The 25,545-nt window shown below is 63.8% G+C and carries 26 protein-coding genes and 1 tRNA gene; 25 read left to right on the forward strand and 2 right to left on the reverse strand.

Annotation, left to right across the window (positions count from 1 at the left end):
• Positions 1-103 precede the first annotated feature (103 nt).
• A complete protein-coding gene (gene queF, locus Q0L94_RS11075) occupies positions 104-523 on the reverse strand; it encodes a preQ(1) synthase (RefSeq protein WP_296753268.1) in 420 nt (139 codons plus the stop codon).
• Positions 524-611: 88 nt separating this feature from the next.
• Between queF and smc the strand changes: the two genes are divergently transcribed.
• From smc to serS, 10 genes are all read left to right on the forward strand, one after another.
• Entirely contained in the window at positions 612-4,109 is a 3,498-nt protein-coding gene (gene smc, locus Q0L94_RS11080) for a chromosome segregation protein SMC (protein WP_296753269.1), read from the forward strand.
• A 74-nt stretch (positions 4,110-4,183) separates the two neighbouring features.
• On the forward strand, positions 4,184-4,429 hold the full coding sequence (locus Q0L94_RS11085; RefSeq protein ID WP_296753270.1) for a type II toxin-antitoxin system prevent-host-death family antitoxin: 246 nt from the start codon (positions 4,184-4,186) through the stop codon (positions 4,427-4,429).
• Positions 4,426-4,812, forward strand: coding sequence for a type II toxin-antitoxin system VapC family toxin (locus Q0L94_RS11090; protein WP_296753271.1), 387 nt, complete (start codon positions 4,426-4,428; stop codon positions 4,810-4,812). Before Q0L94_RS11085 ends, Q0L94_RS11090 begins: the two co-directional genes overlap by 4 nt.
• A 5-nt stretch (positions 4,813-4,817) precedes the next feature.
• Positions 4,818-8,243, forward strand: coding sequence for a DNA methyltransferase (locus tag Q0L94_RS11095; protein ID WP_296753272.1), 3,426 nt, complete (start codon positions 4,818-4,820; stop codon positions 8,241-8,243).
• A gap of 48 nt (positions 8,244-8,291) precedes the next feature.
• The gene (locus tag Q0L94_RS11100; protein WP_296753274.1) at positions 8,292-8,570 is read left to right on the forward strand and encodes a type II toxin-antitoxin system RelE/ParE family toxin; all 279 of its coding nucleotides are present in this window, start codon (positions 8,292-8,294) and stop codon (positions 8,568-8,570) included.
• Between the two features lie 12 nt (positions 8,571-8,582).
• A complete protein-coding gene (locus tag Q0L94_RS11105; protein ID WP_296753275.1) occupies positions 8,583-8,888 on the forward strand; it encodes a HigA family addiction module antitoxin in 306 nt (101 codons plus the stop codon).
• A gap of 61 nt (positions 8,889-8,949) precedes the next feature.
• Complete coding sequence (locus Q0L94_RS11110; protein WP_296753276.1) at positions 8,950-9,210, forward strand: hypothetical protein; 261 nt, start codon at positions 8,950-8,952, stop codon at positions 9,208-9,210.
• Positions 9,171-9,401, forward strand: a complete 231-nt coding sequence (locus tag Q0L94_RS11115; protein ID WP_296753278.1) for a DUF433 domain-containing protein — start codon at positions 9,171-9,173, stop codon at positions 9,399-9,401. The genes Q0L94_RS11110 and Q0L94_RS11115 overlap by 40 nt, the downstream gene beginning before the upstream one ends.
• Positions 9,398-9,775, forward strand: a complete 378-nt coding sequence (locus Q0L94_RS11120; RefSeq protein WP_296753280.1) for a DUF5615 family PIN-like protein — start codon at positions 9,398-9,400, stop codon at positions 9,773-9,775. The genes Q0L94_RS11115 and Q0L94_RS11120 overlap by 4 nt, the downstream gene beginning before the upstream one ends.
• A 77-nt stretch (positions 9,776-9,852) precedes the next feature.
• Complete coding sequence (serS, locus tag Q0L94_RS11125; RefSeq protein ID WP_296753282.1) at positions 9,853-11,154, forward strand: serine--tRNA ligase; 1,302 nt, start codon at positions 9,853-9,855, stop codon at positions 11,152-11,154.
• A 1-nt stretch (position 11,155) separates the two neighbouring features.
• Here the strand turns inward: serS and mltF are convergent, their stop codons facing one another.
• Positions 11,156-12,571 (reverse strand): membrane-bound lytic murein transglycosylase MltF, encoded by a 1,416-nt coding sequence (gene mltF / locus Q0L94_RS11130; protein WP_296753283.1) that lies wholly within the window; start codon positions 12,569-12,571, stop codon positions 11,156-11,158.
• Positions 12,572-12,641: 70 nt separating this feature from the next.
• Between mltF and Q0L94_RS11135 the strand changes: the two genes are divergently transcribed.
• The 15 genes from Q0L94_RS11135 to Q0L94_RS11205 form a co-directional block, all read left to right on the forward strand.
• Positions 12,642-12,731 (forward strand) — tRNA-Ser (locus Q0L94_RS11135).
• Between the two features lie 109 nt (positions 12,732-12,840).
• A complete protein-coding gene (clpS, locus tag Q0L94_RS11140) occupies positions 12,841-13,149 on the forward strand; it encodes an ATP-dependent Clp protease adapter ClpS (RefSeq protein ID WP_296753285.1) in 309 nt (102 codons plus the stop codon).
• Positions 13,150-15,402, forward strand: coding sequence for an ATP-dependent Clp protease ATP-binding subunit ClpA (gene clpA, locus Q0L94_RS11145; protein WP_296753286.1), 2,253 nt, complete (start codon positions 13,150-13,152; stop codon positions 15,400-15,402).
• A gap of 154 nt (positions 15,403-15,556) precedes the next feature.
• Positions 15,557-16,126, forward strand: a complete 570-nt coding sequence (locus Q0L94_RS11150) for a hypothetical protein (protein WP_296753288.1) — start codon at positions 15,557-15,559, stop codon at positions 16,124-16,126.
• Between the two features lie 303 nt (positions 16,127-16,429).
• A complete protein-coding gene (locus Q0L94_RS11155; RefSeq protein WP_296753289.1) occupies positions 16,430-17,281 on the forward strand; it encodes an EpsD family peptidyl-prolyl cis-trans isomerase in 852 nt (283 codons plus the stop codon).
• Positions 17,282-17,288: 7 nt separating this feature from the next.
• On the forward strand, positions 17,289-18,356 hold the full coding sequence (gene rfbB / locus Q0L94_RS11160; protein WP_296753291.1) for a dTDP-glucose 4,6-dehydratase: 1,068 nt from the start codon (positions 17,289-17,291) through the stop codon (positions 18,354-18,356).
• Positions 18,353-19,237 carry a glucose-1-phosphate thymidylyltransferase RfbA gene (gene rfbA, locus Q0L94_RS11165; RefSeq protein ID WP_296753292.1) on the forward strand — a complete coding sequence of 295 codons (885 nt, stop codon included), beginning with the start codon at positions 18,353-18,355 and terminating at the stop codon, positions 19,235-19,237. Before rfbB ends, rfbA begins: the two co-directional genes overlap by 4 nt.
• Positions 19,237-19,779, forward strand: a complete 543-nt coding sequence (gene rfbC / locus Q0L94_RS11170) for a dTDP-4-dehydrorhamnose 3,5-epimerase (RefSeq protein ID WP_296753294.1) — start codon at positions 19,237-19,239, stop codon at positions 19,777-19,779. Before rfbA ends, rfbC begins: the two co-directional genes overlap by 1 nt.
• Positions 19,776-20,654, forward strand: coding sequence for a dTDP-4-dehydrorhamnose reductase (gene rfbD / locus Q0L94_RS11175; RefSeq protein WP_296753296.1), 879 nt, complete (start codon positions 19,776-19,778; stop codon positions 20,652-20,654). Before rfbC ends, rfbD begins: the two co-directional genes overlap by 4 nt.
• A 22-nt stretch (positions 20,655-20,676) precedes the next feature.
• A complete protein-coding gene (locus Q0L94_RS11180; protein ID WP_296753298.1) occupies positions 20,677-22,098 on the forward strand; it encodes a mannose-1-phosphate guanylyltransferase/mannose-6-phosphate isomerase in 1,422 nt (473 codons plus the stop codon).
• Between the two features lie 319 nt (positions 22,099-22,417).
• On the forward strand, positions 22,418-22,735 hold the full coding sequence (gene flhD, locus Q0L94_RS11185) for a flagellar transcriptional regulator FlhD (protein WP_296640729.1): 318 nt from the start codon (positions 22,418-22,420) through the stop codon (positions 22,733-22,735).
• A 40-nt stretch (positions 22,736-22,775) separates the two neighbouring features.
• Complete coding sequence (flhC, locus tag Q0L94_RS11190) at positions 22,776-23,330, forward strand: flagellar transcriptional regulator FlhC (protein WP_296753300.1); 555 nt, start codon at positions 22,776-22,778, stop codon at positions 23,328-23,330.
• 25 nt (positions 23,331-23,355) lie between these two features.
• The gene (locus Q0L94_RS11195) at positions 23,356-24,114 is read left to right on the forward strand and encodes a class I SAM-dependent methyltransferase (RefSeq protein WP_296753302.1); all 759 of its coding nucleotides are present in this window, start codon (positions 23,356-23,358) and stop codon (positions 24,112-24,114) included.
• Positions 24,115-24,266: 152 nt separating this feature from the next.
• On the forward strand, positions 24,267-25,127 hold the full coding sequence (gene motA, locus Q0L94_RS11200; RefSeq protein ID WP_296753304.1) for a flagellar motor stator protein MotA: 861 nt from the start codon (positions 24,267-24,269) through the stop codon (positions 25,125-25,127).
• An 18-nt stretch (positions 25,128-25,145) separates the two neighbouring features.
• A partial coding sequence (locus Q0L94_RS11205; RefSeq protein WP_296753306.1) for a flagellar motor protein MotB occupies positions 25,146-25,545 on the forward strand: 400 nt, incomplete at its 3' end.

The raw sequence follows: 25,545 nt of genomic DNA on the forward strand, positions 1-25,545 counted from the left end.
GCGTTGCGCCGCTTGGCAAGGGATGGCCCTTGCCAGCGCGACGCGCCTTGCATCCATCGCTTTCTCGCGGCAACGCAGGTGCGAAATCAGCATTATCAGGCCCTTATCCGCGTGTGTTCGACTGATGCTCGAACTGCGTCAGGTCGACGCGCGGCGCCGGCTGCCAGCCTTTCTTGCGGTGTTCGGCGACCACGTTGGTGAAGATCCCGCCGCGCACGTAGAACTTGGCGGTCAGCCGCATGAAGCGCGGCTTCGTCGCCTTGACCAGATCGTCGAGTATCCGGTTGGTCACGTCTTCATGAAAATGCCCTTCCTCGCGGAAGCTCCACATGTAGAGCTTCAGGCTTTTGAGTTCCACACACTGCTTGTCGGGGATGTAGTCGAGCATCAGCGTGGCGAAATCCGGCTGTCCTGTCTTCGGGCAAAGACACGTGAATTCAGGGATTTCCATGTGAATGTGAAAGTCGCGCTCAACTTTCGGGTTGGGGAAGGTTTCGAGGGTCTTGGCGGGCGTGGAAGGCATAAAAAGGCTCGGTGTAGAATGGCGGCAACAAAAACGACCCCTCAAGGGCGTTTGGAGACCCCATTATAAAAGCCAAGGTTCCGCTGTCTTGCGTTTAACCCACATCAAACTTGCCGGTTTCAAGAGTTTCGTCGATCCCACCGTGATTCCCGTCCCCGCGCAGCTGACCGGGGTGGTGGGGCCGAACGGCTGCGGCAAGTCGAACGTGATCGACGCGGTGCGCTGGGTGCTCGGTGAATCGTCGGCCAAGCACCTGCGTGGCGAAACCATGCAGGACGTGATCTTCAACGGCTCCACCAGCCGCAAGCCGGCGTCGCGCGCCTCGGTCGAACTGGCGTTCAACAACGAACTCGGCCGCGCCGCCGGCCAGTGGTCGCAATACGCCGAAATCTCGGTCAAGCGCGTGCTCGACCGCAGCGGCGATTCCACCTATTACATCAACAACATGCGGGTGCGGCGGCGTGACGTTGCCGACCTCTTTCTCGGCACCGGGGTCGGCGCGCGCGCCTATGCCATCATCGAGCAGGGCATGATCTCGCGTCTGATCGAGGCCAGGCCGGAAGAACTGCGCGGCTATCTGGAAGAAGCCGCGGGCGTCTCCAAGTACAAGGAACGCCGCAAGGAAACCGAAGCCCGGCTGAAGGACGCGCGCGACAACATGAACCGCGTCGAGGACATCCAGCGCGAACTCGGGAGCCAGGTCGAAAAGCTCGCCGCGCAGGCTGCGGTCGCCCAACACTACCGCAGCTTTCAGGCAGATTTGACGTTTGCCCAGCACCGCCTGTGGTTCGCCCGCAAGCACGATGCCGCGCAGCAGCGCGCGCGCATCGACAAGGATCTGTCCGAGGCGCAGAACCGGCTCGAAGCCGAAACCGCGCGCCTGCGCCATATCGAAGCGACCCTGGAAACCGCGCGCCAGACCCAGTTCGCCGGGCAGGACACACTCAACACCACGCAGGCTGCGTATTACCAGGCGCAATCCGAGGTCGCGCGCATCGAGCAGGCCATGACGCACCAGAACGCCACCCGCGAGCGCCTGGTTCGCCAGGTGCAGGAACTGGGCGCGCGCATGGAATCACAACAGGCGCGCCGCGGTTCGACTGCGGAAGCGCTGGACGAGGTGAACGCACAGCAGCCCGGCCTCGAGGCCGTGCTTGCCGAGGCCGAGGCCGCCGCGCGCCAGGCCACCGACAGCACGCTGCCGCAGAAGGACGCCGCCCTGCGCCAGGCGCAGCAGGCGGTGGGCGAGGCGCAGCGCGTGGTCTCGCAACTGGATCAGGCGCGCCAGGTCGACGAAAACAGCCTCGGCCACACCAGACGCCAGCTCGAACAGCTGGATCTACGCCAGCGCAGGCTCGCCCAGGAACAGGCGCAGCTGCCGCGCACCGATACCACCGGGCTGGCGCAAAAACAGAGCGAAGTCGAGGAACTGGCGCAGACATTGTCGACTGCGCAGACGGGCCTCAAGGAAGCCGAAACCGCCTTGTCCGAACTTGACGCCGCGCGCGCGCAGCACACGCGCGAACTCGAAACCGCGCGCAAGACGCTGCACCAGACCGAAGCCGAGCTCGCCGCATTGAAGAAATTGCAGGAAAGCCTCAAGGCCGACGAGAAGCTCGGCGGCTGGCTGCGGAGCCGCGGCCTGGACAGCGTGCCGCGGCTGTGGGAAAAACTTTCCGTCGCGCCCGGCTGGGAAGCGGCGGTCGAAGCGGTGCTGCGCGAACGCCTGCAGGCGGTGGCCGCCGAGGCGACGCCCGACTGGTTCGCCGATGCGCCGCCGGCGCGGCTCACGGTGTGGGCGGGCGACGGGACTACGCTACCGGTCGCGGCGGAACTGCTTGTCAGCAAGATTGCCAGCGACGATGGCGCAGCCCGGACGGCGCTGACCGACTGGCTCGCCGGCGTCTACTGGGCCAACGACGCGGAGGCTGCACGCGGCCGGGCCGCCAGCCTCGCGGCCGGCGAATGCGCGGTGACGCCACAGGGCCATGTATTCACCCGCCACAGCGTCACCTTTCATGGCCCGCACACGGCGGTGGAAGGCATTCTGGCGCGCGGGCGCGAGCTCGAGCGGCTTGCCGATGACGCCGCTCGCCTGCGCGAGGAAGCGGCCTGGCTCGAAGCCGCCCACGCCGAGGCCCAGCAAGGCTACAGCGACCGCCAGCGCGAAATCCAGGCGCTGCGCGCGCAGACCGGGCAGACGCAAAGCCGCCACCACACCGCGCAAATGGAGCTGCTGCGCCTGCAGCAGGCGGTGGAGCGGGTGCAGAGCCGGGCGGCGCAGATTGCCCAGGAACTGGAAGAAGTCATCCATCAACACACCAGCGAGCACGCCACGCTGGACATGCTGGAGGCCCGTCTCAAGGACTACCGCGCGCAGGGTGACGATGCGCGCGAGGCGCTCTACGCCGCGCGCCAGCAGCGCGATCAGGCCGACCGCGCCGTGTTCGAGGCGCGCGAACTGCAGCGCGCCGCCGAACGGCGCCATCAGGAGGCCGGCTTCGCGCTCACCACCTGCAGCAACAAGATCAGGGAACTCGGTGAAATGCTGGCGCGCATCGAGCAGGAAATCGCCGACGACGAGACGCGCCTTGCCCAGGCGCGCGAAGAACTCGCCCGCCTGCCCGCCGACGCGCTGGATGCCGAACTGCAATCTGCCCTGACCGCTCGCACCGCGGCCGAAGCCGCGCTGGCCGCCGCGCGTGAAGCAGTGGAAGGCCTGACCGCGCAGCTCAGAGGCCATGATGAAGCGCGCATGACCTGCGAGCAGGGGCTCGACCCGCTGCGCCGCGGCATCGAGCAACTGAAACTCAAGGACCAGGAGGCCATGCTGATGCAGTCGCAGTTCGAGCTGCAGCTGCGCGAGGCGGCGGCCGACGAGGCCAGCCTCGAATCGGGCCTCGCCGACAGTCCCAGGCCCGCGCAATTGCAGGCCGAGATCACCCGCCTGCAAAACGAGATCGCCGCGCTCGGCGCGGTCAACCTCGCCGCGCTGGACGAACTCACCCAGGCGCAGGAACGCGCCGACTACCTCGCCGCCCAATGCGCCGACCTGCTGGAAGCCGTTACCACCCTGGAGGACGCGATCCGCCGCATCGACCAGGAATCGCGCACCCGGCTGAAGGAGACCTTCGACACCGTCAACCGGCACATGGGTGAACTGTTCCCGAAGCTGTTCGGCGGCGGTCAGGCGCGGCTGATTCTCACCGGCGACGAACTGCTCGACGCCGGCGTGCAGGTGTTCGCCCAGCCACCCGGCAAGAAGAACGCCTCGATCCATCTGCTGTCCGGCGGCGAGAAGACGCTCACCGCATTGAGCCTGGTGTTCGCCATGTTCAAGCTCAACCCGGCGCCGTTCTGCCTGTTGGACGAAGTCGACGCGCCGCTCGACGATGCCAACACCGAGCGCTACTGCAACCTGGTCAAGGCGATGTCCGACCACACCCAGTTCCTCTTCATCACCCACAACCGCGTCACCATGGAAATGGCCCAGCATCTCGCCGGCGTCACCATGCAGGAGCCCGGCGTGTCGCGCATCGTCGCGGTGGATGTGGAAGAGGCGGTGGGGATGGTCGAAGCGGCCTGAGCCGACTGGTCAGGACTTCCCATCCCGGGCTAATCAAACTAGACTAACAAAACTTAGTTTAACCGGAGGCGATCATGCATACCGTCAATATTCACGAAGCCAAAACCCAGTTGTCGAAGCTGATCGAGCAGGCGGTGCAAGGCGAAGCCTTCATTATCGCCAAGGCCGGGAAACCTCTGGTCAAGGTCACCCGGCTGGATGCACCCGCGACCGGGCAGGCCAAACGCCTTGGTTTCATGGCGGGTCAGATTGCCGTGCCGGACGATTTCGACCGCATGGGCGCCGAAGCCATCGAGCAGCTTTTTGGCGCCGAAGGATGAAGCTGCTGCTGGATACGCACGTGTTGCTCTGGGCGGCGGGTTCGCCCGATCAATTGCCTCCTGACGCACGGGCCTTGCTGGATGACCCGGATAACGAACTGCTGTTCAGTGCGGCCAGCCTGTGGGAAATAGCAATCAAGCGTGGCCTTGGGCGCGCAGATTTTCAGGTCGATGCCAGAGTATTGCGTCGAGGCCTGCTGGATAACGGCTATCTGGAATTGCCCATTACCAGTGAACACACGGTGTTCATTGAAAGCCTGCCACCCATCCACAAGGATCCGTTCGATCGTATTCTTGTCGCGCAGGCAACGGTCGAAGGCATCACCCTGCTCACAGCCGACACGCTGATCGCGCAATACCCCGGCCCGATACTCAAACTCTGAAATCCATGACCCCGCACGACTTCATCGCCAAATGGAACGGGGCGGACGGCAGCGAACGCGCCAACTACCCCCTGTTCTTCAACGACCTGTGCGATCTGCTCGGGGTCGGCAAGCCGCAGCCGGCGCTGGCCGACGACTGGCACAACGCCTACGTCAACGAGCGCTACATCGACGCGCGCGACGGCGCAAGCGCGGGCACGGCGCGCTACATCGACACCTACCATCGCGGCCGTTTCATCTGCGAAGCGAAGAGTTTCGCCCTCGGCAGGGATGCTGAAACGTCGGCACCCGCAAGGGGTACGCCGCCAGACGCTCGCGCTGTGCGCGGTCTTGGCGCAGAACGCAAGCTGTTCAAGGCCAAGAGCCAGGCCGAAAGCTACGCCCGCAACCTGCCCGAATCCGAGCCGCGCCCGCCGATCCTGATGGTGGTCAACGTCGGGCGTTTCATCGCCCTGTATGCGCAGTTCAAGGACAACGACCGCGCCTACGAGATGTTTCCCGACCGCGCGACGTACAAGATCGCCATCGCCGACCTCGCGGACGACGCCATCCGCGAACGCCTGCGCCAGGTCTGGCTCGATCCGCACGCGCTCAACCCGGAACTCGTCTCCGCCCGCGTCACCCGCGCGGTCGCCGGCCATCTGGGCAGTCTCGCGCGCGAACTGGAGCAGGCCGGCCACGACTCGCACGACGTCGCCGGCTTTCTCACCCGCTGCCTTTTCACCCTGTTCGCCGAGGACGTGCAGCTGCTGCCCGCCGGCGCGTTCACCCGGCTGCTGCTTCAGGCGCAGGCCAGCCCGGCCGCGCTGCAACCCAACCTCGAAGACCTGTGGCGGGCGATGGACCGCGGCCAGTTCGCGGTTTCGCTGCAGGCCCGGGTCGCGCATTTCAACGGCAAGCTGTTCAAGACCCCGGACGCGCTGCCGCTCAGCCGCGCGCAGATCGAAACCCTGCTCGCCGCCGCAAAGCAGGACTGGAAGCACGTCGAACCGGCGATTTTCGGCACCCTGATCGAGCGCGCGCTCGACCCCGACGAGCGCCACGCTCTCGGCGCCCACTTCACTCCGCGCGCCTACGTCGAACGCCTGGTCATGCCCACAGTCATCGAACCGCTCAGGGCGCAGTGGGCCAATATCCAGGCCGCCGCGATTTCGCTGGAAGACGGCGGCGACCACAAGGGCGCGCTCAAACTGGTGCGCGATTTTCACGGCGCGCTGTGCCAGACCCGCGTGCTCGACCCGGCCTGCGGCTCCGGCAATTTCCTCTATATCGCGCTGGAACACATGAAGCGGCTCGAAGGCGAAGTCCTCGAACAGCTCGACGCCTTCAACGCCCAGCACACCCTCGAAACCGAGGGCCTGGCGGTCGACCCGCACCAGTTCCTCGGCATCGAGCGCAACCCGCGCGCCGCCGCCGTCGCCGAACTGGTGCTGTGGATCGGCCACCTGCAATGGCACTTCCGCACCCGCGGCCGGACCCAGCCGCCCACCCCGGTGCTGCGCGACTTCAAGAACATCGAATGCCGCGACGCCGTGCTCGAATGGGACGCCATCGAACCCGTGCGCGACGAAGCCGGCGCGCCGCTTACCCGCTGGGACGGCAAGACCCTGAAGCCGCACCCGGTCACCGGGAAAATGGTGCCCGACGACAGCGCCCGCGTCGCCCTCGAACGCTACTGCAGCCCGCGCCCGGCCGCGTGGCCCGGCGCCGACTACGTCGTCGGCAACCCGCCCTTCATCGGCGCCGCGTCGATGCGCCAGGCGCTGGGCGACGGCTACGTCGAAGCCCTGCGCGCCGCGTACCCGGCGGTGCCCGAATCCGCCGACCTGGTCATGTTCTGGTGGCATTGCGCCGCGCAACTGCTGGCCGCCGGCCGGATCGCCCGCTTCGGCTTCATCACCACCAACAGCCTCACCCAGACCTTCAACCGGCGCGTGCTGGAAGCCCATTTACGCCCCGCAAGCGGGGCCGGGGGTGAGGGAAGCTCCCTCCACCTCGCCTTCGCCATCCCCGACCACCCCTGGGTCGACAGCGCCGACGGCGCCGCGGTGCGGGTGGCGATGACGGTGGCCGCGCCAGGCGACGGGGCGGAGCGCCTGCTGCGCGTGACGAACGAAACGCCGGGCGAAGAGGGCGAGGTGGCCGTCGAACTCGCCGAGACAAGCGGGCTGATTCACCCCGACCTGACCGTCGGCGCGAACGTGGCGGGAGTTGAAAGTCTGCGGGCGAATGAAAATGTCGCGAACCGAGGCGTCCAGTTACTTGCGGCAGGGTTTACCGTCTCTGCGGACGATGCGGCACGGCTCGACGCGCCGGGACTGATTCGCCAATACCGCAACGGTAAAGACCTCGCCGACAGGGCACGCGGCATTCTGGTAATAGATACGTTTGGCCTGAGCGAAGCCGAACTCAGGAGCAAACACCCCTTTGTCTGGCAATGGCTGTACGACCGCGCCAAGCCAGAGCGGGACCACAATTCTCGCGCCACCTATCGGGATAACTGGTGGTTGTTTGGTGAAAATCAGCCGACCATGCGTGCGTCCCTGGCGGGCCTGAACCGGTATATCGCAACGCCTGTCACGGCAAAGCACCGTATATTCCAGTTTCTCGATTCGACCATTCTTCCCGACCAGGCACTGATCTGCATCGCGCTCGACGACGCCTATGCCCTCGGCGTGCTGTCCAGCCGCGTGCATGGCGTCTGGGCGCTGGCGGCGGGCGGCAGACTCGGCGTAGGCAACGACCCCCGCTACAACAAGACCCGCTGCTTCGAGCCTTTCCCTTTCCCCGCCGCCACGCCCGAGCAGCAGGCCCGCATCCGCAAACTGGCCGAAGACCTCGACGCCCACCGCAAGCGCCAGCAGGTCGCGCACCCGGCGCTGACACTGACCGGGATGTACAACGTGCTGGCGAAACTGCGCAGCGGCGAAGCGCTCGCCGCCAGGGACAAGCTCATCCACGAACAGGGGCTGGTCGCGGTGCTGAAGCAGCTGCACGACGAACTGGACGAAGCGGTGCTGGCGGCTTACGGCTGGAGCGATTTGCCGGACGACGCGACGCTGCTCGAACGCCTGGTCGCGCTCAACGCCGAACGCGCCCGCGCGGAAGCCGACGGCAGCGTATGCTGGCTGCGCCCGGCGTTTCAAACCCGCTCCGCGCCTGCCGCCACGTCGCAGAAGCTGGATCTGCCCGCGGCCGCAGCCGCGGCCGCCCCGGCCGCCAAACTGCCCTGGCCCGCCGACCTGCCCGGCCAGCTCGGCGCGGTGGCGCAGGTGCTGCGGGACGCCGGCGCGCCGATCCAGGCGGCCGCGCTGGCCGCGCGCTTCACCGGCAAACGCGGCCTCGCCCAAACCCTGCCCGGCCTGCTGGCCGCGCTGGAGGCGGTGGCGCGGGCGCAACGACACGCGGACGGAAGTTACAGCGCGACGTGATGCATATTCACGCTGGACGTTAATCACGCCACGCGTTATGATCAAGACATGATTCAGTCGTTTCGCTGCCGCGACACTCAGGCACTGTTTGAGCGCAAACGGGTGCCGCGCTTCGTCAACATCGAACGTGTCGCCCGGCGCAAGCTGGAACAACTGGAATGGGCGGAACGCGTCGAGGATTTGCGCATCCCGCCGCAAAACCGTCTGGAAGCCTTGAAGGGCAGCCGTAAAGGACAATGGAGCATTCGCATCAACGATCAATGGCGTGTGTGCTTCCGTTTTGAAGCCGGACAGGCGCTTGATGTGGAAATCGTCGACTATCACTGAGGAGCGTGCGCGATGAAGAAACTCTCTCCGATTCACCCCGGCGAAATCCTGCTGGAAGAATTTCTGAAGCCGATGGGCCTTAGCCAGTATCGGCTGGCCAAGGAAGTCGGCGTGCCGCCGCAGCGCATCGGCGAAATCGTGGCCGGTCGCCGCTCGGTCACGGCCGATACCGATTTGCGGCTGTGCCGGTTTTTCGGCTTGTCCGAAGGCTACTGGCTGCGCGGCCAGGCGCGTTACGACATGGAAATGACGAAGGATGCGCTGGCTGGCGAACTGGATAAAATTCATCCTTGGTCACCTGATCGCGCTGCGGCATGAGTGGCGGTGTGCCAGGATTTTCGCGGACAATCCCTTTTTGCCTTATTTGATCTGAATTCCCATGCTTGATATCCGGCTGCTGCGTAAAGACGCAGCTCTCGTCGCCGAGCGTCTCGCCGCGCGCGCAACGACACCCGGACGGAAGCTGGAGCGCGGTGTGATGCATGGCTTTCGGGCGGGTTTGGCAGGGCGGGCGGTCTCGCTCTATACCAGTAGCGTATTAAATTTTATCCTTGTCGGCGTCATTGATGACGATGGCGCGTTTCAACCAAGGAGTGGCGCATGGAGCATCTGGATCGCATTACCCAACAGCCTGATGTGATGGGCGGCAAGGCGTGCATCCGCGGCATGCGCGTTACGGTCGGCATGGTCGTGGGGCAAATCGGCGCAGGGCACAGCATCGATGACGTGCTCGCCGATTATCCCTACCTGGAACGCGAGGACATCATGCAGGCGCTTCGGTATGCCGCATGGCGCGCCGAAGAACGCGAGGTCATGCTGGGCAACGCATGAAACTGCTCGTCGACATGAACCTGTCGCCACGCTGGACGGGGATGCTGGCGGGTTTCGGCTTCGAAGCGGTGCACTGGTCAACGCTTGGCGCGATGAATGCGCCGGACTCGGAGATCATGGCCTACGCCAGAATGAACAACTATGTGGTGCTGACCCACGATCTGGATTTCGGTGCGATCCTTGCCGTGACTCAGGGCGAGAAACCCAGTGTGGTACAAATCCGTGCTGAAGATGTCAGCCCGGATGCAATCGGCAAACAGCTTGCCGCCGCCCTGAAGCAGATGGAGACCGAGTTGGAAGAGGGCGCATTGCTGACCGTGGACCCGAACCGAACACGTTTGCGTGTGCTGCCCTTGCAGCCAAAACAGTCATGAAGAAGCTCACCCCGGTTCATCCCGGCGAAACAATTTCGCGGACAATCCCTTTTTGCATTATTTTGATCTGAATTCCCATGCTTGATATCCAGCTGCTGCGTAAAGACGCAGCCCTTGTAGCCGAGCGCCTCGCCGCGCGCGGTTTTGCCTTCGACGCGGCGCGTTTCGACGCGCTGGAGGCCGAGCGCAAGACGATCCAGACCCGCACCCAGGAGGCGCAAAGCCGCCGCAACACCCTGTCGAAGCAGATCGGCATGCTGAAGGGCAAGGGCGAGGACACCACCGCGGTGATGGCCGAGGTGGCCGGGCTGGGCGACGAGCAGAAGCAGCTGGAAACGCGTTTGTCCGAGTTGCAGGCTGAACTCGGCGATTTCCTGATGGGCGTGCCGAACCTGCCGCACGAGTCGGTGGCGCACGGCCTGGACGAAACCGCCAACGTCGAGGTAAGCCGCTGGGGCACGCCGAAAACATTCGATTTCCCGGTGCGCGACCATGTGGACATTGGCGAAGGGCTGGGCCAGCTCGACTTCGCCGCCGCGGTGAAGATCACCGGCAGCCGCTTTTCGGTGATGAAAGGGCCGCTGGCGCGGCTGCACCGGGCGCTCGCCCAGTTCATGCTCGACGTGCACACGGCGGAGCATGGCTACACGGAAGTCTATGTGCCCTACCTGGTGAACGCCGATTCGATGCGCGGCACCGGGCAGCTGCCGAAGTTCGAGGAAGACCTGTTCCACGTGCCGCGCCACGCCAAACAGGAATGCACGGATGCCGACAGGCTCTACCTCATCCCCACCGCCGAAGTGCCGGTGACCAACCTGCTGCGCGACGAGATCGTCGCCGCCGAAGCGCTGCCGCTGAAGTTCGTCGCGCATACGCCGTGCTTCCGCTCGGAAGCCGGCTCCTACGGCCGCGACACCCGCGGGATGATCCGCCAGCACCAGTTCGACAAGGTGGAGCTGGTGCAGATGGTGCGCCCCGAGGAGTCCTATATTGCGCTGGAAGCGCTGACCGCGAACGCCGAGGCGATCCTGCAGAAGCTCGGCCTGCCGTACCGCAGGATGCTGCTGTGCACCGGCGACATGGGATTTTCGGCGGCCAAGACCTACGACCTCGAAGTGTGGCTGCCGGCGCAGAACACCTACCGCGAGATTTCCTCGTGCTCCAATTTCGAGGCCTTCCAGGCGCGCCGCATGCAGGCGCGCTTCAAGGCGGGGCAGGGCAAGCCGGAACTGCTGCACACGCTGAACGGCTCCGGGCTGGCGGTGGGGCGCACGCTGGTGGCGATTCTGGAGAACTATCAGAACGCCGACGGCAGTGTGATCGTGCCGGAGGCGCTGCGCCCGTGGATGGGCGGAGTGGAGCGGCTGACCGCCGTCTGATTCAGCCCGGCCCGATGGGCAGGCCTTCCTCGCTGTCGCCCAGATTGATCAACGGGTTGTATTCCGGCTCCAGCCGCAGCAGGATGTCGTAATAGTTGCGGATGTTTTCGGCAAAATGCAGCGCCTCGCCGCCGCGCGCATAGCCGTATTTCATGGTGCTGGCATAGGTGCCCCGGCTTAGATGCGGCAAAGCCTCCTTGACGTCGGCCCAGCTGTCCGGGCTGCCGTTGCGCGCCTGCGCGATGCGGCGCGCGTCTTCCATGTGCCCCTGTCCCTGATTGTAGGCGGCCAACGCCAGCCAAGTGCGGTCGGGCTCGGCGATGCGGTCGGGCAGGGCTGTTTTCAACATGAGCAGATAACGCGCACCTCCAAGAATGCTCTGGCGCGCATTGAGGCGGTCGGTGATTCCCATGCGGTCGGCCGTTTCCCCGGTCAGCATCATCAGCCCCCGCACCCCTGTCGGCGAGGTGGCGAATGCATTCCATTGCGATTCCTGATAGCCGATGGCGGCGAGCAGGCGCCAGTCGATGCCGGTGAGGGTTTGCGCCTCGTGAAAATGCTGGCGCAGTTCGGGCAGCCGTTGCCGGCGGCGCTGCAGGATGCCGAGGATATCCGTGCTGTCCAGCCGCTTGACGTGGCCGAAATAGCGCTCGTAAATGCGCTTGATGGTGCCGTCCTTGCGCGACTGCTCGACGAAGCGCGCCAGCGCATTGCGCAGCGCCTGCGAACTGTGGGGGGGCAACGCCCATACGATTTTCTGCGTATCGCCGATGTCGAACGCAACCGCCAGTTCAGGGTAGAAATTGCGCATCGGATCGAAATCCATGCCGTTGATGACCACCGCGTCGTATTTGCCGGCTCGCAGCTGCGCGAGCAGTTCCTCCGGCCAGACGTTGTCCAGTGCCGACCAGGCAAGTTCTGGATGCTTGCGTTGCAAGCGCATCAGCATGGGCGTATGCCCGGAGCCGATAATCAGGGCCAGCCTTTTGCCGGGCAAGTCCGCCATGCTGCGCGGCGCTTTGTCGCTGGCGCGGTAAACGATGTGGACCGGCGTTTCAAACAGCACCGGACCCGCAATCAGGTGGCGATCCTTCACGACTGCAAGCGGCAGGGCCGCCGCCGCCAAGTGGATCTGGTGCGTGTCGAGCAGTTCGAACAGCGCTTCGGGGCGGCTTTTTTCGGTCCAGCTGAGCGACCAGTTCTGCGACCGGCTGAACGCCACCATCAAGTCATGCTCGAATCCGGCGGCCTCGCCATTGTGGGCGATGTAATAGGTGGCCGGGCTGTTGCGTGCGCCGACCCGTAACTCGCCGGTGGTTTCGGGCGGGGGCAGGGAACGGCTGCAGGCAGCCAGCGCCAAAGCCAGCACCAGCGCAGCGAGCCTCCCGATCGACCCCCCTGTTTTTATGGTGAGCATGGGCGCAGTCTGACCGAGTGCGAAATTTTCGTCCAGCAAACTGCCTGGCTCGGTTACAATACGCGCCGCCGGAGAGGTGGCAGAGTGGTCGAATGTACCTGACTCGAAATCAGGCGTAGGTGCAAGCCTACCGTGGGTTCGAATCCCACCCTCTCCGCCACCCCCGTTCCCCTCGCATCTCCGTCGAGGCTTTGGCCCTACTTACAGCGGGCTTGAAAATTCCTCTCATCACCTCAAAATAAAGCCAGTGACCCGGGCTTATTCCTGCTATGGCAACCAAGCGAGAAGGCAGTACCCTACTGGAACCAGCCGCGGCGAAAGTGAAGCCGCCGCCCCTGTACAAGGTTTTACTGCTGAATGACGACTACACTCCAATGGAGTTCGTGGTGCTTGTCCTGAAAAAGTTTTTTGGCATCGACCAAGAACGGGCGACACAAATCATGCTCAAAGTGCATACTGAGGGCGTAGGTGTGTGCGGGGTGTACCCTAGGGATATCGCTCATACCAAGGTCGAGCAGGTTGTGGATTTCGCGCGGCAGCATCAGCATCCGCTGCAATGTACGATGGAGGAAAGTTAGATGATTGCCCAGGAACTCGAAGTCACGCTGCACATGGCATTCATGGACGCACGGCAGAAGCGCCACGAATTCATTTCCGTGGAGCACCTGCTGATGGCGATGCTGGACAACCCTTCGGCGGTGGAAGTGTTGCGCGCCTGCGGCGCCAACATCGAGGCCATGCGCGAACAGCTCGGCAAATTTATCGAGGAACACACGCCCAAGGTGACGGGCGAGGGCGAGGTCGACACCCAGCCGACGCTCGGTTTCCAGCGCGTGATCCAGCGTGCCATCCTGCACGTGCAGTCGTCAGGCAAGAAGGAAGTCACCGGCGCCAACGTGCTGGTGGCAGTGTTTGGCGAGAAAGATTCGCATGCGGTGTATTTCCTCAGCCAGCAGGGCGTGACGCGGCTTGATATCGTCAATTTCATCTCTCACGGCATCACCAAGACCCCGCAGAGCGAGCCGATACGTCCCGACGAGGCGACGGAAACCAATGCCGAAGCACCGGCGGCTTCTCCGCTCGACAGTTTCGCGCAGAATCTGAATTCGCAGGCATTGGCCGGCAAGATCGACCCCCTGATCGGACGCGACCAGGAACTGGAACGCGTGATCCAGACCCTGTGCCGCCGGCGCAAGAACAATCCCTTGCTGGTAGGCGAAGCCGGGGTGGGCAAAACGGCGATAGCCGAAGGTCTGGCGCGCCGCATCATCGAGGGGTCGGTACCTGAAATTCTGGGGAAAAGCACGGTGTATGCCCTGGATATGGGCGCCTTGCTGGCCGGCACCAAATACCGTGGCGACTTCGAACAGCGCCTGAAAGGCGTGTTGAAGCAGCTGTCCGACAATCCCAGCGCCATTCTGTTCATCGACGAGATTCACACCCTGATCGGCGCCGGGGCGGCATCCGGCGGAACGCTCGATGCCTCCAACCTGCTGAAGCCGGCACTGTCGTCCGGGCAGTTGCGCTGTATCGGTGCGACGACCTATACCGAATACCGCGGCATTTTCGAGAAAGACCATGCGCTGTCGCGGCGCTTCCAGAAGATCGACGTGCCGGAACCCTCGGTCAACGAAACCGTGGCGATCCTGCGCGGCCTGAAGTCGCGCTTCGAGGACCACCATGGCGTCAAATACACGGCGGCGGCGCTGACCACGGCGGCGCAACTGGCGGCACGCTACATCAACGACCGCCATCTGCCGGACAAGGCGATCGACGTCATCGACGAGGCGGGCGCGGCGCAGCGCATCCTGCCGAAATCGAAGCAAAAGCGCGTCATCACGCCGCGCGAGATCGAGGACATCATCGCCAAGATTGCGCGGATTCCGCCCAAGACCGTGTCGTCCGACGACAAGAACTCGCTGAAGACGCTGGACCGCGATCTGAAGGCCGTGGTGTATGGCCAGGAGGCCGCAATCGATGCGCTGGCGACGGCAATCAAGATGTCGCGCAGCGGTCTCGGTGATCCGCAAAAACCGATCGGCAATTTCCTGTTTTCCGGCCCGACCGGAGTCGGCAAGACCGAGGTTGCCAGACAGCTGGCCTATGTGCTGGGAGTCGAATTGATCCGCTTCGACATGTCGGAGTACATGGAGCGTCATGCGGTGTCGCGGCTGATCGGCGCGCCTCCCGGCTATGTCGGTTTTGACCAGGGCGGATTGTTGACTGAGGCCATTAACAAACATCCCTATGCCGTTGTTTTGCTGGATGAAGTTGAAAAGGCCCACCCGGACATTTTCAACGTGCTGTTGCAGGTGATGGATCACGGCACGCTGACCGACACCAACGGGCGCAAGGCCGATTTCCGCAATGTGGTGCTCATCATGACCACCAATGCGGGCGCGGAAATGCTCAACAAATCGACCATCGGGTTCTCCGGTTCGCGCGCAAGCGGGGACGAGATGGGCGAAATCCGCCGCATGTTCACGCCGGAATTCCGCAACCGGCTGGACGCGATCATCCCGTTTGCGCCGCTGACCGAGCCGGTCATCCTGCAGGTGGTCGACAAGTTCCTGATGCAGTTGGAAGAGCAACTGCACGAGAAGAAGGTCGAGGCGGTATTCACCGACGCGCTGAAGGCCTATCTCGCCAAGCACGGCTTCGACCCGCTGATGGGCGCACGGCCGATGGCACGCCTGATCCAGGACACCATCCGCAAGGCGCTGGCCGATGAACTGCTGTTCGGCAGGCTGGCGCAGGGCGGGCGGGTGACGATCGATCTGGACGCCAGCGGAAAGGTCGGCCTGGAGTTTGAAGAGGCCGTGGCGGCGTAATTTCCCGTAAAGCTTCGTGCATGCGTGACCGTAAACCTTCCTAGCGGCAGGCGCTATCGGGTTGCTGGCGGCGCTCCCATTTTCAATTTCATGAAGATGGGAGAACCGGGCAAAACGATGCCTGCGGTCTGTTTGCCGAGACGGAAGGAAATTCATGAACGCCCACTACGCATCGCGTGCCGCCGCCACGCTGGCAATGCTGCTGTCAGTCTGCGTCCAGGCTGCCGACACAGAACTTGGCAAGGCTGTGCCCGAAACCCCGGCCATCTCCGCCGATGATCTGGCCGCGATAGGCGAGCGCATCCGCCAGACCGGGGCGCAGATCCGCGCCGACATCAAGGAGGCACGTGCCCGCCTCGATGCCCAGAAGGCGCAAGAGGAAGCAGAGCGCAAGCGAGACGCTGAGCAGGCGCGCCTGCAGGCGATCAGGGAAAGCAAAAACCGGCAAGCCGCAGAGGCCGCTCAGACGCGGGCCCGCCAGGAAGCAGCAGCCCAGGCGGAACAGGCCGCACGCGAGCGCCAGGAGGCGTTGCGCGCGCAGCGGCAGCAGACAGAGAAGGCAGAGAAGGCCAAACGCGAGGAGCAACTCGCTCTGGCGGCGCAATCCACCAAAGATGAGCAGGCAGCCAGGCTGCAGACGGCCAAGGAAAAGGCGGCCGAAGCGCTCAGTCAAGCGCGTGCATCGGCCGGGGTGAGGGCGTTTGCTGAAGAGCCGGGCCGCTAAGACGGTCCCGGCAGTCCGGCGGGCCGTAAAACAAAAGCGGCGCCCAAGGCGCCGCAAAAAACCCGGTGTGGCAGGAGGAGGAGCGCCCAAGGACAAACCCTGTACCAGGTTCTACATAGTCTGAATATAGGCCAGTAAACGGCTTGCGCCAGCGGTATGAAATTTCAGTCTGAGGTAGTGATTCTGCATTACGGCAGTGATCGTTTTTTTCTTTAGTTCCTTGCCTGCTGACCGCCCCCAACTTGCCGAACGCCGCGGAATCCCGCACCATACCGGCGATTTTTCTGAATGACCGGAGCGTCAATGAACATCTATCGCAGGTACTTTCTCGCGGCCGTTGCAGCCTTGTCGTTGGCCGCCTGCGAACAGCCGGCCACGACCGCCAGAGACAGCATTGCGGCAACGGTAGGCGGCGACGCAATCGGCGAGGTCGAGCTGGGGCGTGCAGTGGCCCGTCTGGGCGAGTTGAATGCGGCCGAGTCCGCACAAGCGCGCGGCAGGGTGCTGGAAGCCCTGATCGATCAGCACCTGGTCAGCCAGGCAGCCAAAAAGGCCAGGCTGGAGCAGACTCCCGAGGTTGCCCTGGCAATGCAGCAGGCGCAGCGTCAGGTGCTGGTCGAGGCGTACATGGAACGCCTGTTCAAAGACATGGCCCAGCCTGCCGACACGGAAATCCAGGACTATTACGCCAAGCATCCCGAATTGTTCGCGCAGCGCAAGGTATACCGCATCCAGGAACTGGAGTTGCAACTGGCACCGGCGCGCGTTGCCGAGGTCGAGGCGCAGCTCAAGCAGAGCCGCACGCTGGCCGAGTTTGCCGACTGGCTGCGTGCGCAGGGGATCGCCGGCAAGACTGGCGCGGCGGTCAAGCCGGCGGAACAGATTGCTGCCCCCATGCTGGCGCAGCTGATCAACATGAAGGACGGCCAGGTGGTGGTGGTGCCGATGGGGGGGAATCGTGTCAGCGTGCTGCAATTGCAGGGCAGCCAGGCGCAGCCCGTCACGCTGGAGCAGGCCAGGGCCGCAATCGAGCGCGTCGTGCTGAGCGAGAAACGCAAAACCCTGCTGGAAGCCGAAATCGGAAAACTGCGCGCCAGCGAAAAAGTTGTCTATGCCAGCGGTTTCGCGCCGTCCTCGCAAACCGGAAAGCCCTGAGTCCGGCATGATTCTGATCACCGGCGGCGCGGGGTTCATCGGCGCCAATTTCGTTATCGACTGGCTGGCGGCGGGCAACGAGCCCGTCGTCAATCTCGACAAGCTGACGTATGCAGGCAATCTGGACAACCTGCGGTCGCTGCGTGAGGACGAGCGGCATATTTTCGTTGCGGGCGATATCGGCGATCGCGATCTGGTCGAAGCGCTGCTGCGCGAACACCGGCCGCGCGCGATCGTCAATTTCGCGGCGGAAAGCCACGTCGACCGCTCCATTCACGGCCCGGCCGAATTCATCCAGACCAATGTCGTCGGCACCTTCAATCTGCTGGAGTCGGTGCGCGCCTGGTGGTCCCGGTTGCCCGCGGCCGAGCAGGCGGCGTTCCGTTTCCTGCACGTGTCGACCGACGAGGTGTACGGCTCGCTCGGCGCGAACGATCCGGCGTTTTCCGAAACCACGCCGTTTGCGCCGAACAGCCCCTATTCGGCCTCGAAGGCCGCGTCGGATCACCTGGTGCGGGCGTACCACCATACTTACGGCCTGCCGGTGCTGACCACCAACTGCTCGAACAATTACGGGCCGCTGCAGTTTCCTGAAAAGCTCATTCCGCTGGTCATCCACAACGCGCTGGCGGGCAATCCGCTGCCGATCTACGGCGATGGCAGCAATGTTCGCGACTGGCTCTACGTCAGCGACCATTGCAGCGCGATCCGGCGCGTACTGGAAGCGGGCAGGGTGGGCGAGACCTACAACATCGGCGGCTGCAACGAGAAAACCAATCTCGATGTGGTGAAGACGCTGTGCGCCATCCTCGACGAGCTGCACCCGGGCTCGCCGGTGACGCCGCATGCCCGCCTCATCGCCTTCGTCAAGGATCGTCCGGGCCACGACCAGCGCTATGCGATCGACGCCGGCAAGATCGAGCGCGAACTGGGCTGGACGCCGAGCGAAACCTTCGAGAGCGGCATCCGCAAGACGGTGGCCTGGTACCTGGCCAACCAGGACTGGGTGGCCCACCTCACCAGCGGCGAATACCGCAACTGGGTGTCCAGGAATTACGCAGATCATCAGGTATGAACACACGCAAGGGCATCATCCTCGCCGGCGGCTCCGGCACCCGCCTGTATCCCGTCACGCAGGCGGTCTCCAAGCAGCTGCTGCCGGTCTACGACAAGCCCATGGTGTACTACCCGCTGACCACGCTGATGCTGGCGGGGATCCGCGACATCCTGCTGATCTCGACCTCGCAGGACACGCCACGCTTCGAGCAGCTGCTGGGCGACGGTGCGCAATGGGGGCTCAACATTCGGTATGCAGTGCAGGCGGAGCCCGAAGGGCTGGCGCAGGCTTTCCTCATCGGCAGCGATTTCATCGGCAACGGCTCCAGCGCGCTGGTGCTGGGTGACAACATCTTCTACGGTCACGAACTCAGCCAGGATCTGCGCGCGGCGGGGCAGCGCGAACACGGTGCCACCGTGTTCGCCTATCCGGTGCAAGACCCCGAGCGGTACGGCGTGGTCGAGTTCGACGCTGCCGGACGCGCGGTCAGCCTGGAGGAAAAACCCGCCAAGCCCAAGTCGCGCTATGCCGTCACCGGCCTGTATTTCTACGACAACCGGGTGATCGACATCGCGCGTGACTTGAAGCCCTCGCCACGCGGCGAACTGGAAATCACCGATGTCAATCGCCAGTACCTGGAATGGGGCGGGCTCGACGTGCAGGTGATGGGACGCGGCCAGGCCTGGCTCGACACCGGTACCCACGATTCGCTGATCGAGGCGGCGCTCTACATCCAGACCATCGAGAAGCGGCAGGGCCTGAAAATCGCCTGTCCCGAGGAAATCGCCTACCGCCAGGGCTTCATCGACGCCGCGCAGCTGCAGGTATTGGCACATCCGCTGATGAAGAACGGCTACGGGCAGTACCTGATGGATGTGCTGAACGAGCGGGTGTTCTGATGGAGGTGGTCGCAACCCAGCATCCGGATGTATTGTTGCTACGCCCTCAGGTGTTCGGCGATGCGCGCGGTTTTTTTTTCGAAAGCTACAACCACAGGGTTTTCTCCGAAGCCGGCATAGCCGCCGAGTTTGTGCAGGACAACCATTCGCGTTCGGCCAAGGGCGTGCTGCGCGGCTTGCATTACCAGATCCGGCAGCCGCAGGGCAAGCTGGTGCGCGTGGCGGCGGGCGAGGTGTTCGACGTGGCGGTCGACCTGCGCCGCAGCTCGCCGTATTTCGGGCGCGTCGCCAGCTTCTGCCTGTCGGCCGACACGCACGAGATGGCGTGGATTCCGCCGGGGTTCGCGCACGGTTTTCTGGTGCTGTCCGGGCATGCCGAGTTTCTCTACAAGACCACCGACTACTACGCGCCACAGTTCGAGCGCAGCCTGCTATGGAACGACCCTGCGCTCGACATTGCCTGGCCGCTGCAGGGCGAGCTGCTGTTGTCCGCCAAGGACCGGGCCGGCTTGCCGCTGGCCGAGTGCGAGGTGTTTGCGTGAGAATCCTGCTCACCGGCGTCAACGGCCAGGTGGGCTGGGAATTGCAGCGCACGCTGGCGCCGCTGGGCGAGGTGATCGCTGCCGGCCGCAGCCTCCTTGACCTCGCCGATACGGCAAGCATCCGTCGCACGGTGGCGGCGATCGCGCCGGATTTGATCGTCAACCCGGCAGCCTACACCGCGGTCGACAAGGCTGAATCCGAACCAGAGCTGGCGCGGGCCATCAATGCGGATGCACCCGGCGAACTCGCCGCTTGCGGCGTTCCATTGGTACATTTTTCCACCGACTACGTGTTCGACGGACACAAACCGGGCGCGTATACGGAAACGGACGTGCCGAACCCGCTTGGCGTGTACGGCGCGAGCAAACTGGCGGGCGAGCAGGCGGTGCAGCGTAGCGGCACTCCGCATCTGGTCCTGCGCGCCAGCTGGGTCTACGGCCTGCGCGGCCGCAACTTTCTGCTCACCATGCAGCGGCTGGCGCGCGAGCGCGACGTCCTGACGGTGGTCGACGACCAGTTCGGCGCGCCGACCTGGTCGCGCCTGATCGCCGAAGCCAGCGCTTTGACGGTTGCGCGCTGGCTGGACCGCCCCGATCGGGTTGCAGCATCCGGGATATATCATCTGAGCTGCGGCGGCCGCACCAGCTGGCACGGCTTCACCGCGGCCATCCTGGCGCACATGGCGACGGCGGACACGAAACTGGCCCGGCTCACGGCGACCCCGAGCTCGGGTTATCCCACGGCGGCAGTGCGCCCGGCCAATTCGCAGTTGAACTGCGACAAGCTGGCAACCTGCTTTGGCGTGCGTCTGCCCGATTGGGAAAGCGCGCTCGCCCTGTGCCTGGAACGGAACTTGCCTCAATCGACGAAATGATTTTTTTAGCCGAGCACACGATATGACCACCATCCATCCCGTGATCCTTTCCGGCGGCTCGGGCACGCGCCTGTGGCCCTTGTCCCGCGCGGCCCTGCCCAAGCAGCTGCTGCCGCTCGCCAGCGACCGCAGCCTGTTGCAGGACACAGTCAGCCGTCTGGCAGACATGCCGGAAATGGCGGCACCGCTGATGGTGTGCAACGTCGAACATCGTTTCATGATTGCCGAGCAGATGCGCCAGATCGACACCGTGCCGCATGCCATCGTGCTGGAGCCGGCGGGACGCAACACCGCACCGGCCATCGCTGTGGCTGCGCTGATGCTGTCGCGCGACGATCCCGACGCGCTGATGCTGGTGCTGCCGGCCGACCACCTGATCGGCGACGTCGCGGCCTTTCATGCTGCCATCCGCAGTGCCGCCGAAGCGGCAGGAAAAGGGCATCTGGCTACCTTCGGCATTGTCGCCGCCACCCCCGAAACCGGCTACGGTTACATCCGCAAGGGCGCGTTGCTGCCGGGCTGCGCCGGCGCGTACCAGGTGGCGGGCTTCGTCGAAAAACCCGACCTGGATACCGCGCAGCAGTACGTCGCGAGCGGTGACTATTTCTGGAACAGCGGCATGTTCCTGTTCCGGGCGGCGGATTTTCTCGACGAGTTGCAGGCTTTGCGCCCGGACATCCTGGAGGCCAGTCGTGCTGCGCTCGATGCCGCCATCCCCGACCTCGATTTCGTGCGCCTTGATCCCGCCGCGTTCGAGGCCTGCCCGTCGGAGTCGGTCGACTACGCGGTGATGGAGCATACCCGCCGCGCCGCCGTGGTGCCGGCGGACATGGCATGGAACGACATCGGCGCCTGGTCGGCATTATGGGAAGTGGCGGTCAAGGACGCGCAGGGCAATGCCACCCGCGGCGACGTCATGCTGGAAAACGCCAGCAACAACTTCGTCCGTGCCGAAACGCGCATGGTGGCGATGCTCGGCGTGTCCGACCTGGTGGTGGTGGAAACCGCCGACGTGGTGCTGGTGGCGAACAAGGACCAGGTGCAGGACGTGAAAAAACTGGTCGACCGCCTGAAAGCCGAAAAGCGCTGCGAGCATCTGGTCCACAAGCAGGTGCACAGGCCCTGGGGGTGGTACGAGGGCATCGACGAGGGCGAGCGTTTCCAGGTCAAGCGCATCATGGTCAAGCCGGGCGAGAAGCTCAGCCTGCAGATGCATCACCACCGCGCCGAGCACTGGATCGTGGTGTCCGGTACCGCCAGCGTCACCTGCGGCGAGGCGGTCATGCTGCTGACCGAGAACCAGTCCACCTATATTCCGCTCGGCACGACGCACCGCCTGGAGAATCCCGGCAAGGTCGACCTGCATATGATTGAGGTGCAGTCGGGTTCTTATCTGGGCGAAGACGACATCGTGCGCTTCGAGGATATTTACAAGCGCAGTTGAGGCGGCCGGCCGGCTTTTTTATACGCGGGGTTCGCCGGCTTCGCGATCCATGCGCTCTCCTGTTGTAGTCCTTTGTTGTTTATGACAATTCCTGTTGATCCGACGATCGGCCGGCGCGCGCTTGCGGCCCGGCATGGCCCGGTTTTCGATCTGCCCGCCGCGCCATGTAGGACAAACGCCTACACCATGATTCGCCCGGGTTCCGTCCGGCAATACAGCGCATCTCTACGTTAACTTTCCCGGGGGTCGTCCGAAAACGAATTCACCACGCTGACTTAAGTGTGAATTCGAAAAAAATTCAACGAAGAAGGGCAAGCAAATGAAACTGGACGAAATGCTGGACGAGATGCGCGATGTCAATCTCAACTACCTGATGCTCGCGCAAAACATGATCCGGCACGACAAGGCGACCGCCGTTTTTCGCCTGGGCATCAGCCAGGACGTGGCCGACCTGATCGAGGCGCTGACCCCGGCGCAAATCCTCAAGCTGGCCGCTTCCGGCATGCTGGTGTCGCGTTTCCGCTTCGACGACGGCGTGGTGCTGAACATGCTGACCAGCTACACCAAGGATCGTGCATTGGCGCAATCCCATGCCGCCATTCTGATGGCGGGCCAGGCTGTGGAAGCGTTTGCCTGATTTCGCATCGCAAGAAATAAAACAAGCAAGGGGAGGGGCCATGAGCAAGAAAAGTCTGTTGACCGAGATGCGCGATACGCAACTGGCGATCGAATTGATCGAACTCGGTGCCCGCCCGCAGGTGCTGGAGTCCGAAACCTCGCTGTCGCGCGAGCGCCTGCTCAAGCTGTACAAGGAAGTCAAAGGCGTCTCGCCGCCCAAGGGCATGCTGCCGTTTTCGACCGACTGGTTCCTGACCTGGCTTCCCAACGTGCATTCCTCGCTGTTCATCAACATTCATCGCTACCTCACCAGGAACAGCGATTGCAGCGGCATCGAAGCGGTGCTCAAGAGCTATCGCCTGTATCAGGAATATCTCCACACCAACCAGATCGAAGCCGTGCTGAGCTTCACCCGCGCCTGGACCCTGAACCGTTTCTTCGAAAGCCGCATGCTCGATACTGCCGTCTGCAGCGACTGCGGCGGCCATTTCGTGGTGCATACGGACGACCTGCACAGCCAGTACGTGTGCGGCCTCTGCAACATGCCGGCGCGCGCCGGGAAAACCCGCAAAGCCAAAGCTGCGGCCAGGACCGAACTGAGCGCCGCCGCCTGACGGATTTTCTCTCCGAAGTCCGGTGATGGCGCGCCTGCCGATCAGTCTCCAGTCGCTCGTCATCCAGTGCATCGCCGTGCTGCTGGCGATGCTGCCGCACACCCTGCCGCCAACCGTTTTTTCATTCCAGCCCGCGCTGTGGCAGTTCGCCCTGATACAAGGGGCCATCGCCGCCGGTCTCAGCATCGTCTGGCGGCAGCCGGCCTGGTGGCCGCCGCTGCATTTCGGTTTCCTGCCTGCCATCCTGCTGGCCCAACGGATTGATGCGCCGGCCTGGTTCCATCTGGCTGCATTCCTGCTGCTGCTTGCGTTTTACTGGAGCACCTTCCGCACCCGGGTGCCGCTGTATCTGTCCAGCCGCAAAGCCAGACAGGCGCTGGCGTCGCTGCTGCCGCAGGCGCAGCCGCTCCGCTTCATCGATCTTGGCAGCGGATTTGGCGGCGTGCCGTGTTATCTGGAAAGCCGCTTTCCGCTCGGCCGCTTTTATGGCACCGAGCTTGCCCCCGCCCCCTGGCTCGTCAGCCGTTTGCGCGCCTGGCTGACAGGCAGCCGGGTGCGCTTCATGCGGCGCGATTACGCTCAACTCAGTCTGGCGGATTTCGATGTCGTGTTTGCTTTTCTTTCGCCCGCTGCCATGCCCGGGTTGTGGCGGCAGGCCCGCTCCCAGATGCGCAGCGGCAGTCTGCTGGTCAGCCTGTCGTTCGCCGTGGACGCGCAGCCGCCGGATCGCGTCGTAACGCTGGCGGAAGGCGCACGGCATACCTTGTATGCGTGGCGGATGTAGGCGTCGCCACGCGGAAATACTGTCTCTGAGCCATCAAGTTTCCGCCGCGCCGGTCGAATCCTCATGGTGAGAGCGCTTGCTTCGCATGCTTAAACTTCGGGGTGGACAGGACAGCTTCCGCTCCATGTCCCCGCCAAAAGGAACACACGGTTGTGCTAGTCATCGTTGGATATATTGTCGTCTTGTTCAGCATCTTCGGTGGCTTCGCGCTGGCGGGCGGGCACATGGCGGCGCTGTTCCAGCCGGTCGAACTCCTGATGATCGCGGGAGGCGCAGCAGGCGCCTTCTTCGTCGGCAACAACAGCAAGGCCATCAAGGCCACCCTGAAGGCCCTGCCTACCGTATTCAAGGGATCGAAATACACCCGCGCGCTATACATGGACATCATGGCGCTGCTGTACGAGTTGCTGACCAAGATCCGCAAGGAAGGGCTGATGTCGGTGGAATCCGATGTCGACTCGCCTGAGAACAGTCCGCTGTTCGCGAAATACCCGGCGGTGATGGCCGATCACCACATCGTCGAATTCCTCACCGATTATCTGCGCCTGATGGTGAGCGGCAGCATGAATGCCTTCGAAATCGAAAACCTGATGGACAATGAAATCGAAACCCATCACCACGAGGGCGAGCTTCCTTCCCATGTCATCGCCAAGGTGGGCGACGGCCTGCCTGCCTTCGGCATTATCGCGGCGGTGATGGGCGTGGTGCATACCATGGAGTCGGTCGGTCTGCCGCCGGCGGAACTGGGGATCCTGATTGCGCGCGCGCTGGTCGGCACCTTCCTCGGCATTCTGCTGGCTTATGGGTTTATCGGGCCGCTCGCGAGCCTGCTTGAACAAAAGCAGCACGAATCGACCAAGATGCTGCAGTGCATCAAGGTGACCTTGCTCGCCAGCCTGAATGGCTACGCACCGGCGATCGCCGTGGAATTCGGCCGCAAGGTGCTGTACTCGACCGAGCGCCCGACCTTCATCGAGCTCGAAACCCACGTCAAGAGCGCGAAATCGCGCTGATCGGGGGGCGTCCCGCGTATGAGCGAGCAAAAACCGCCGATCATCGTCAAACGCATCAGGAAGGTCACCGGCGGCCACCACGGTGGCGCGTGGAAGATCGCGTATGCCGATTTCGTCACGGCGATGATGGCGTTCTTCCTCCTCATGTGGCTGCTCGGTTCGACGGCGAAAGGTGATCTCGAGGGCATCGCCGAATATTTCAAGACCCCGCTCAAGGTGGCGATGCAGGGCGGCTCCGGCAGCGGCGACAGTTCGAGCGTGATCAAGGGAGGCGGCGCCGATCTGACGCGCAAGACCGGACAGATCCAGCGCGGGCAGACTGAGGCGCCCAAGAAGACCTATAACCTCAAGACGGCCCAGGCCGAACTGGAACGGCTCGAGGCGGAGAAGCTGAAGACGCTGAAGACGCGTCTGGAGC

The organism is Thiobacillus sp., from assembly GCF_024708915.1.

Coding starts and splice junctions, on each gene's coding strand:
- clpS (WP_296753285.1), top strand. CDS start 12,841: ATGGCAACCAAGCGAGAAGGCAGTACCCTACTGGAACCAGCCGCGGCG.
- Q0L94_RS11180 (WP_296753298.1), top strand. CDS start 20,677: ATGACCACCATCCATCCCGTGATCCTTTCCGGCGGCTCGGGCACGCGC.
- mltF (WP_296753283.1), bottom strand. CDS start 12,571: ATGCTCACCATAAAAACAGGGGGGTCGATCGGGAGGCTCGCTGCGCTG.
- flhD (WP_296640729.1), top strand. CDS start 22,418: ATGAAACTGGACGAAATGCTGGACGAGATGCGCGATGTCAATCTCAAC.
- Q0L94_RS11195 (WP_296753302.1), top strand. CDS start 23,356: ATGGCGCGCCTGCCGATCAGTCTCCAGTCGCTCGTCATCCAGTGCATC.
- Q0L94_RS11105 (WP_296753275.1), top strand. CDS start 8,583: ATGAAGAAACTCTCTCCGATTCACCCCGGCGAAATCCTGCTGGAAGAA.
- Q0L94_RS11100 (WP_296753274.1), top strand. CDS start 8,292: ATGATTCAGTCGTTTCGCTGCCGCGACACTCAGGCACTGTTTGAGCGC.
- Q0L94_RS11120 (WP_296753280.1), top strand. CDS start 9,398: ATGAAACTGCTCGTCGACATGAACCTGTCGCCACGCTGGACGGGGATG.
- Q0L94_RS11085 (WP_296753270.1), top strand. CDS start 4,184: ATGCATACCGTCAATATTCACGAAGCCAAAACCCAGTTGTCGAAGCTG.
- serS (WP_296753282.1), top strand. CDS start 9,853: ATGCTTGATATCCAGCTGCTGCGTAAAGACGCAGCCCTTGTAGCCGAG.
- Q0L94_RS11150 (WP_296753288.1), top strand. CDS start 15,557: ATGAACGCCCACTACGCATCGCGTGCCGCCGCCACGCTGGCAATGCTG.
- queF (WP_296753268.1), bottom strand. CDS start 523: ATGCCTTCCACGCCCGCCAAGACCCTCGAAACCTTCCCCAACCCGAAA.
- rfbA (WP_296753292.1), top strand. CDS start 18,353: ATGAACACACGCAAGGGCATCATCCTCGCCGGCGGCTCCGGCACCCGC.
- Q0L94_RS11090 (WP_296753271.1), top strand. CDS start 4,426: ATGAAGCTGCTGCTGGATACGCACGTGTTGCTCTGGGCGGCGGGTTCG.
- clpA (WP_296753286.1), top strand. CDS start 13,150: ATGATTGCCCAGGAACTCGAAGTCACGCTGCACATGGCATTCATGGAC.
- rfbB (WP_296753291.1), top strand. CDS start 17,289: ATGATTCTGATCACCGGCGGCGCGGGGTTCATCGGCGCCAATTTCGTT.
- Q0L94_RS11115 (WP_296753278.1), top strand. CDS start 9,171: ATGGAGCATCTGGATCGCATTACCCAACAGCCTGATGTGATGGGCGGC.
- rfbC (WP_296753294.1), top strand. CDS start 19,237: ATGGAGGTGGTCGCAACCCAGCATCCGGATGTATTGTTGCTACGCCCT.
- Q0L94_RS11155 (WP_296753289.1), top strand. CDS start 16,430: ATGAACATCTATCGCAGGTACTTTCTCGCGGCCGTTGCAGCCTTGTCG.
- Q0L94_RS11110 (WP_296753276.1), top strand. CDS start 8,950: ATGCTTGATATCCGGCTGCTGCGTAAAGACGCAGCTCTCGTCGCCGAG.
- Q0L94_RS11095 (WP_296753272.1), top strand. CDS start 4,818: ATGACCCCGCACGACTTCATCGCCAAATGGAACGGGGCGGACGGCAGC.
- flhC (WP_296753300.1), top strand. CDS start 22,776: ATGAGCAAGAAAAGTCTGTTGACCGAGATGCGCGATACGCAACTGGCG.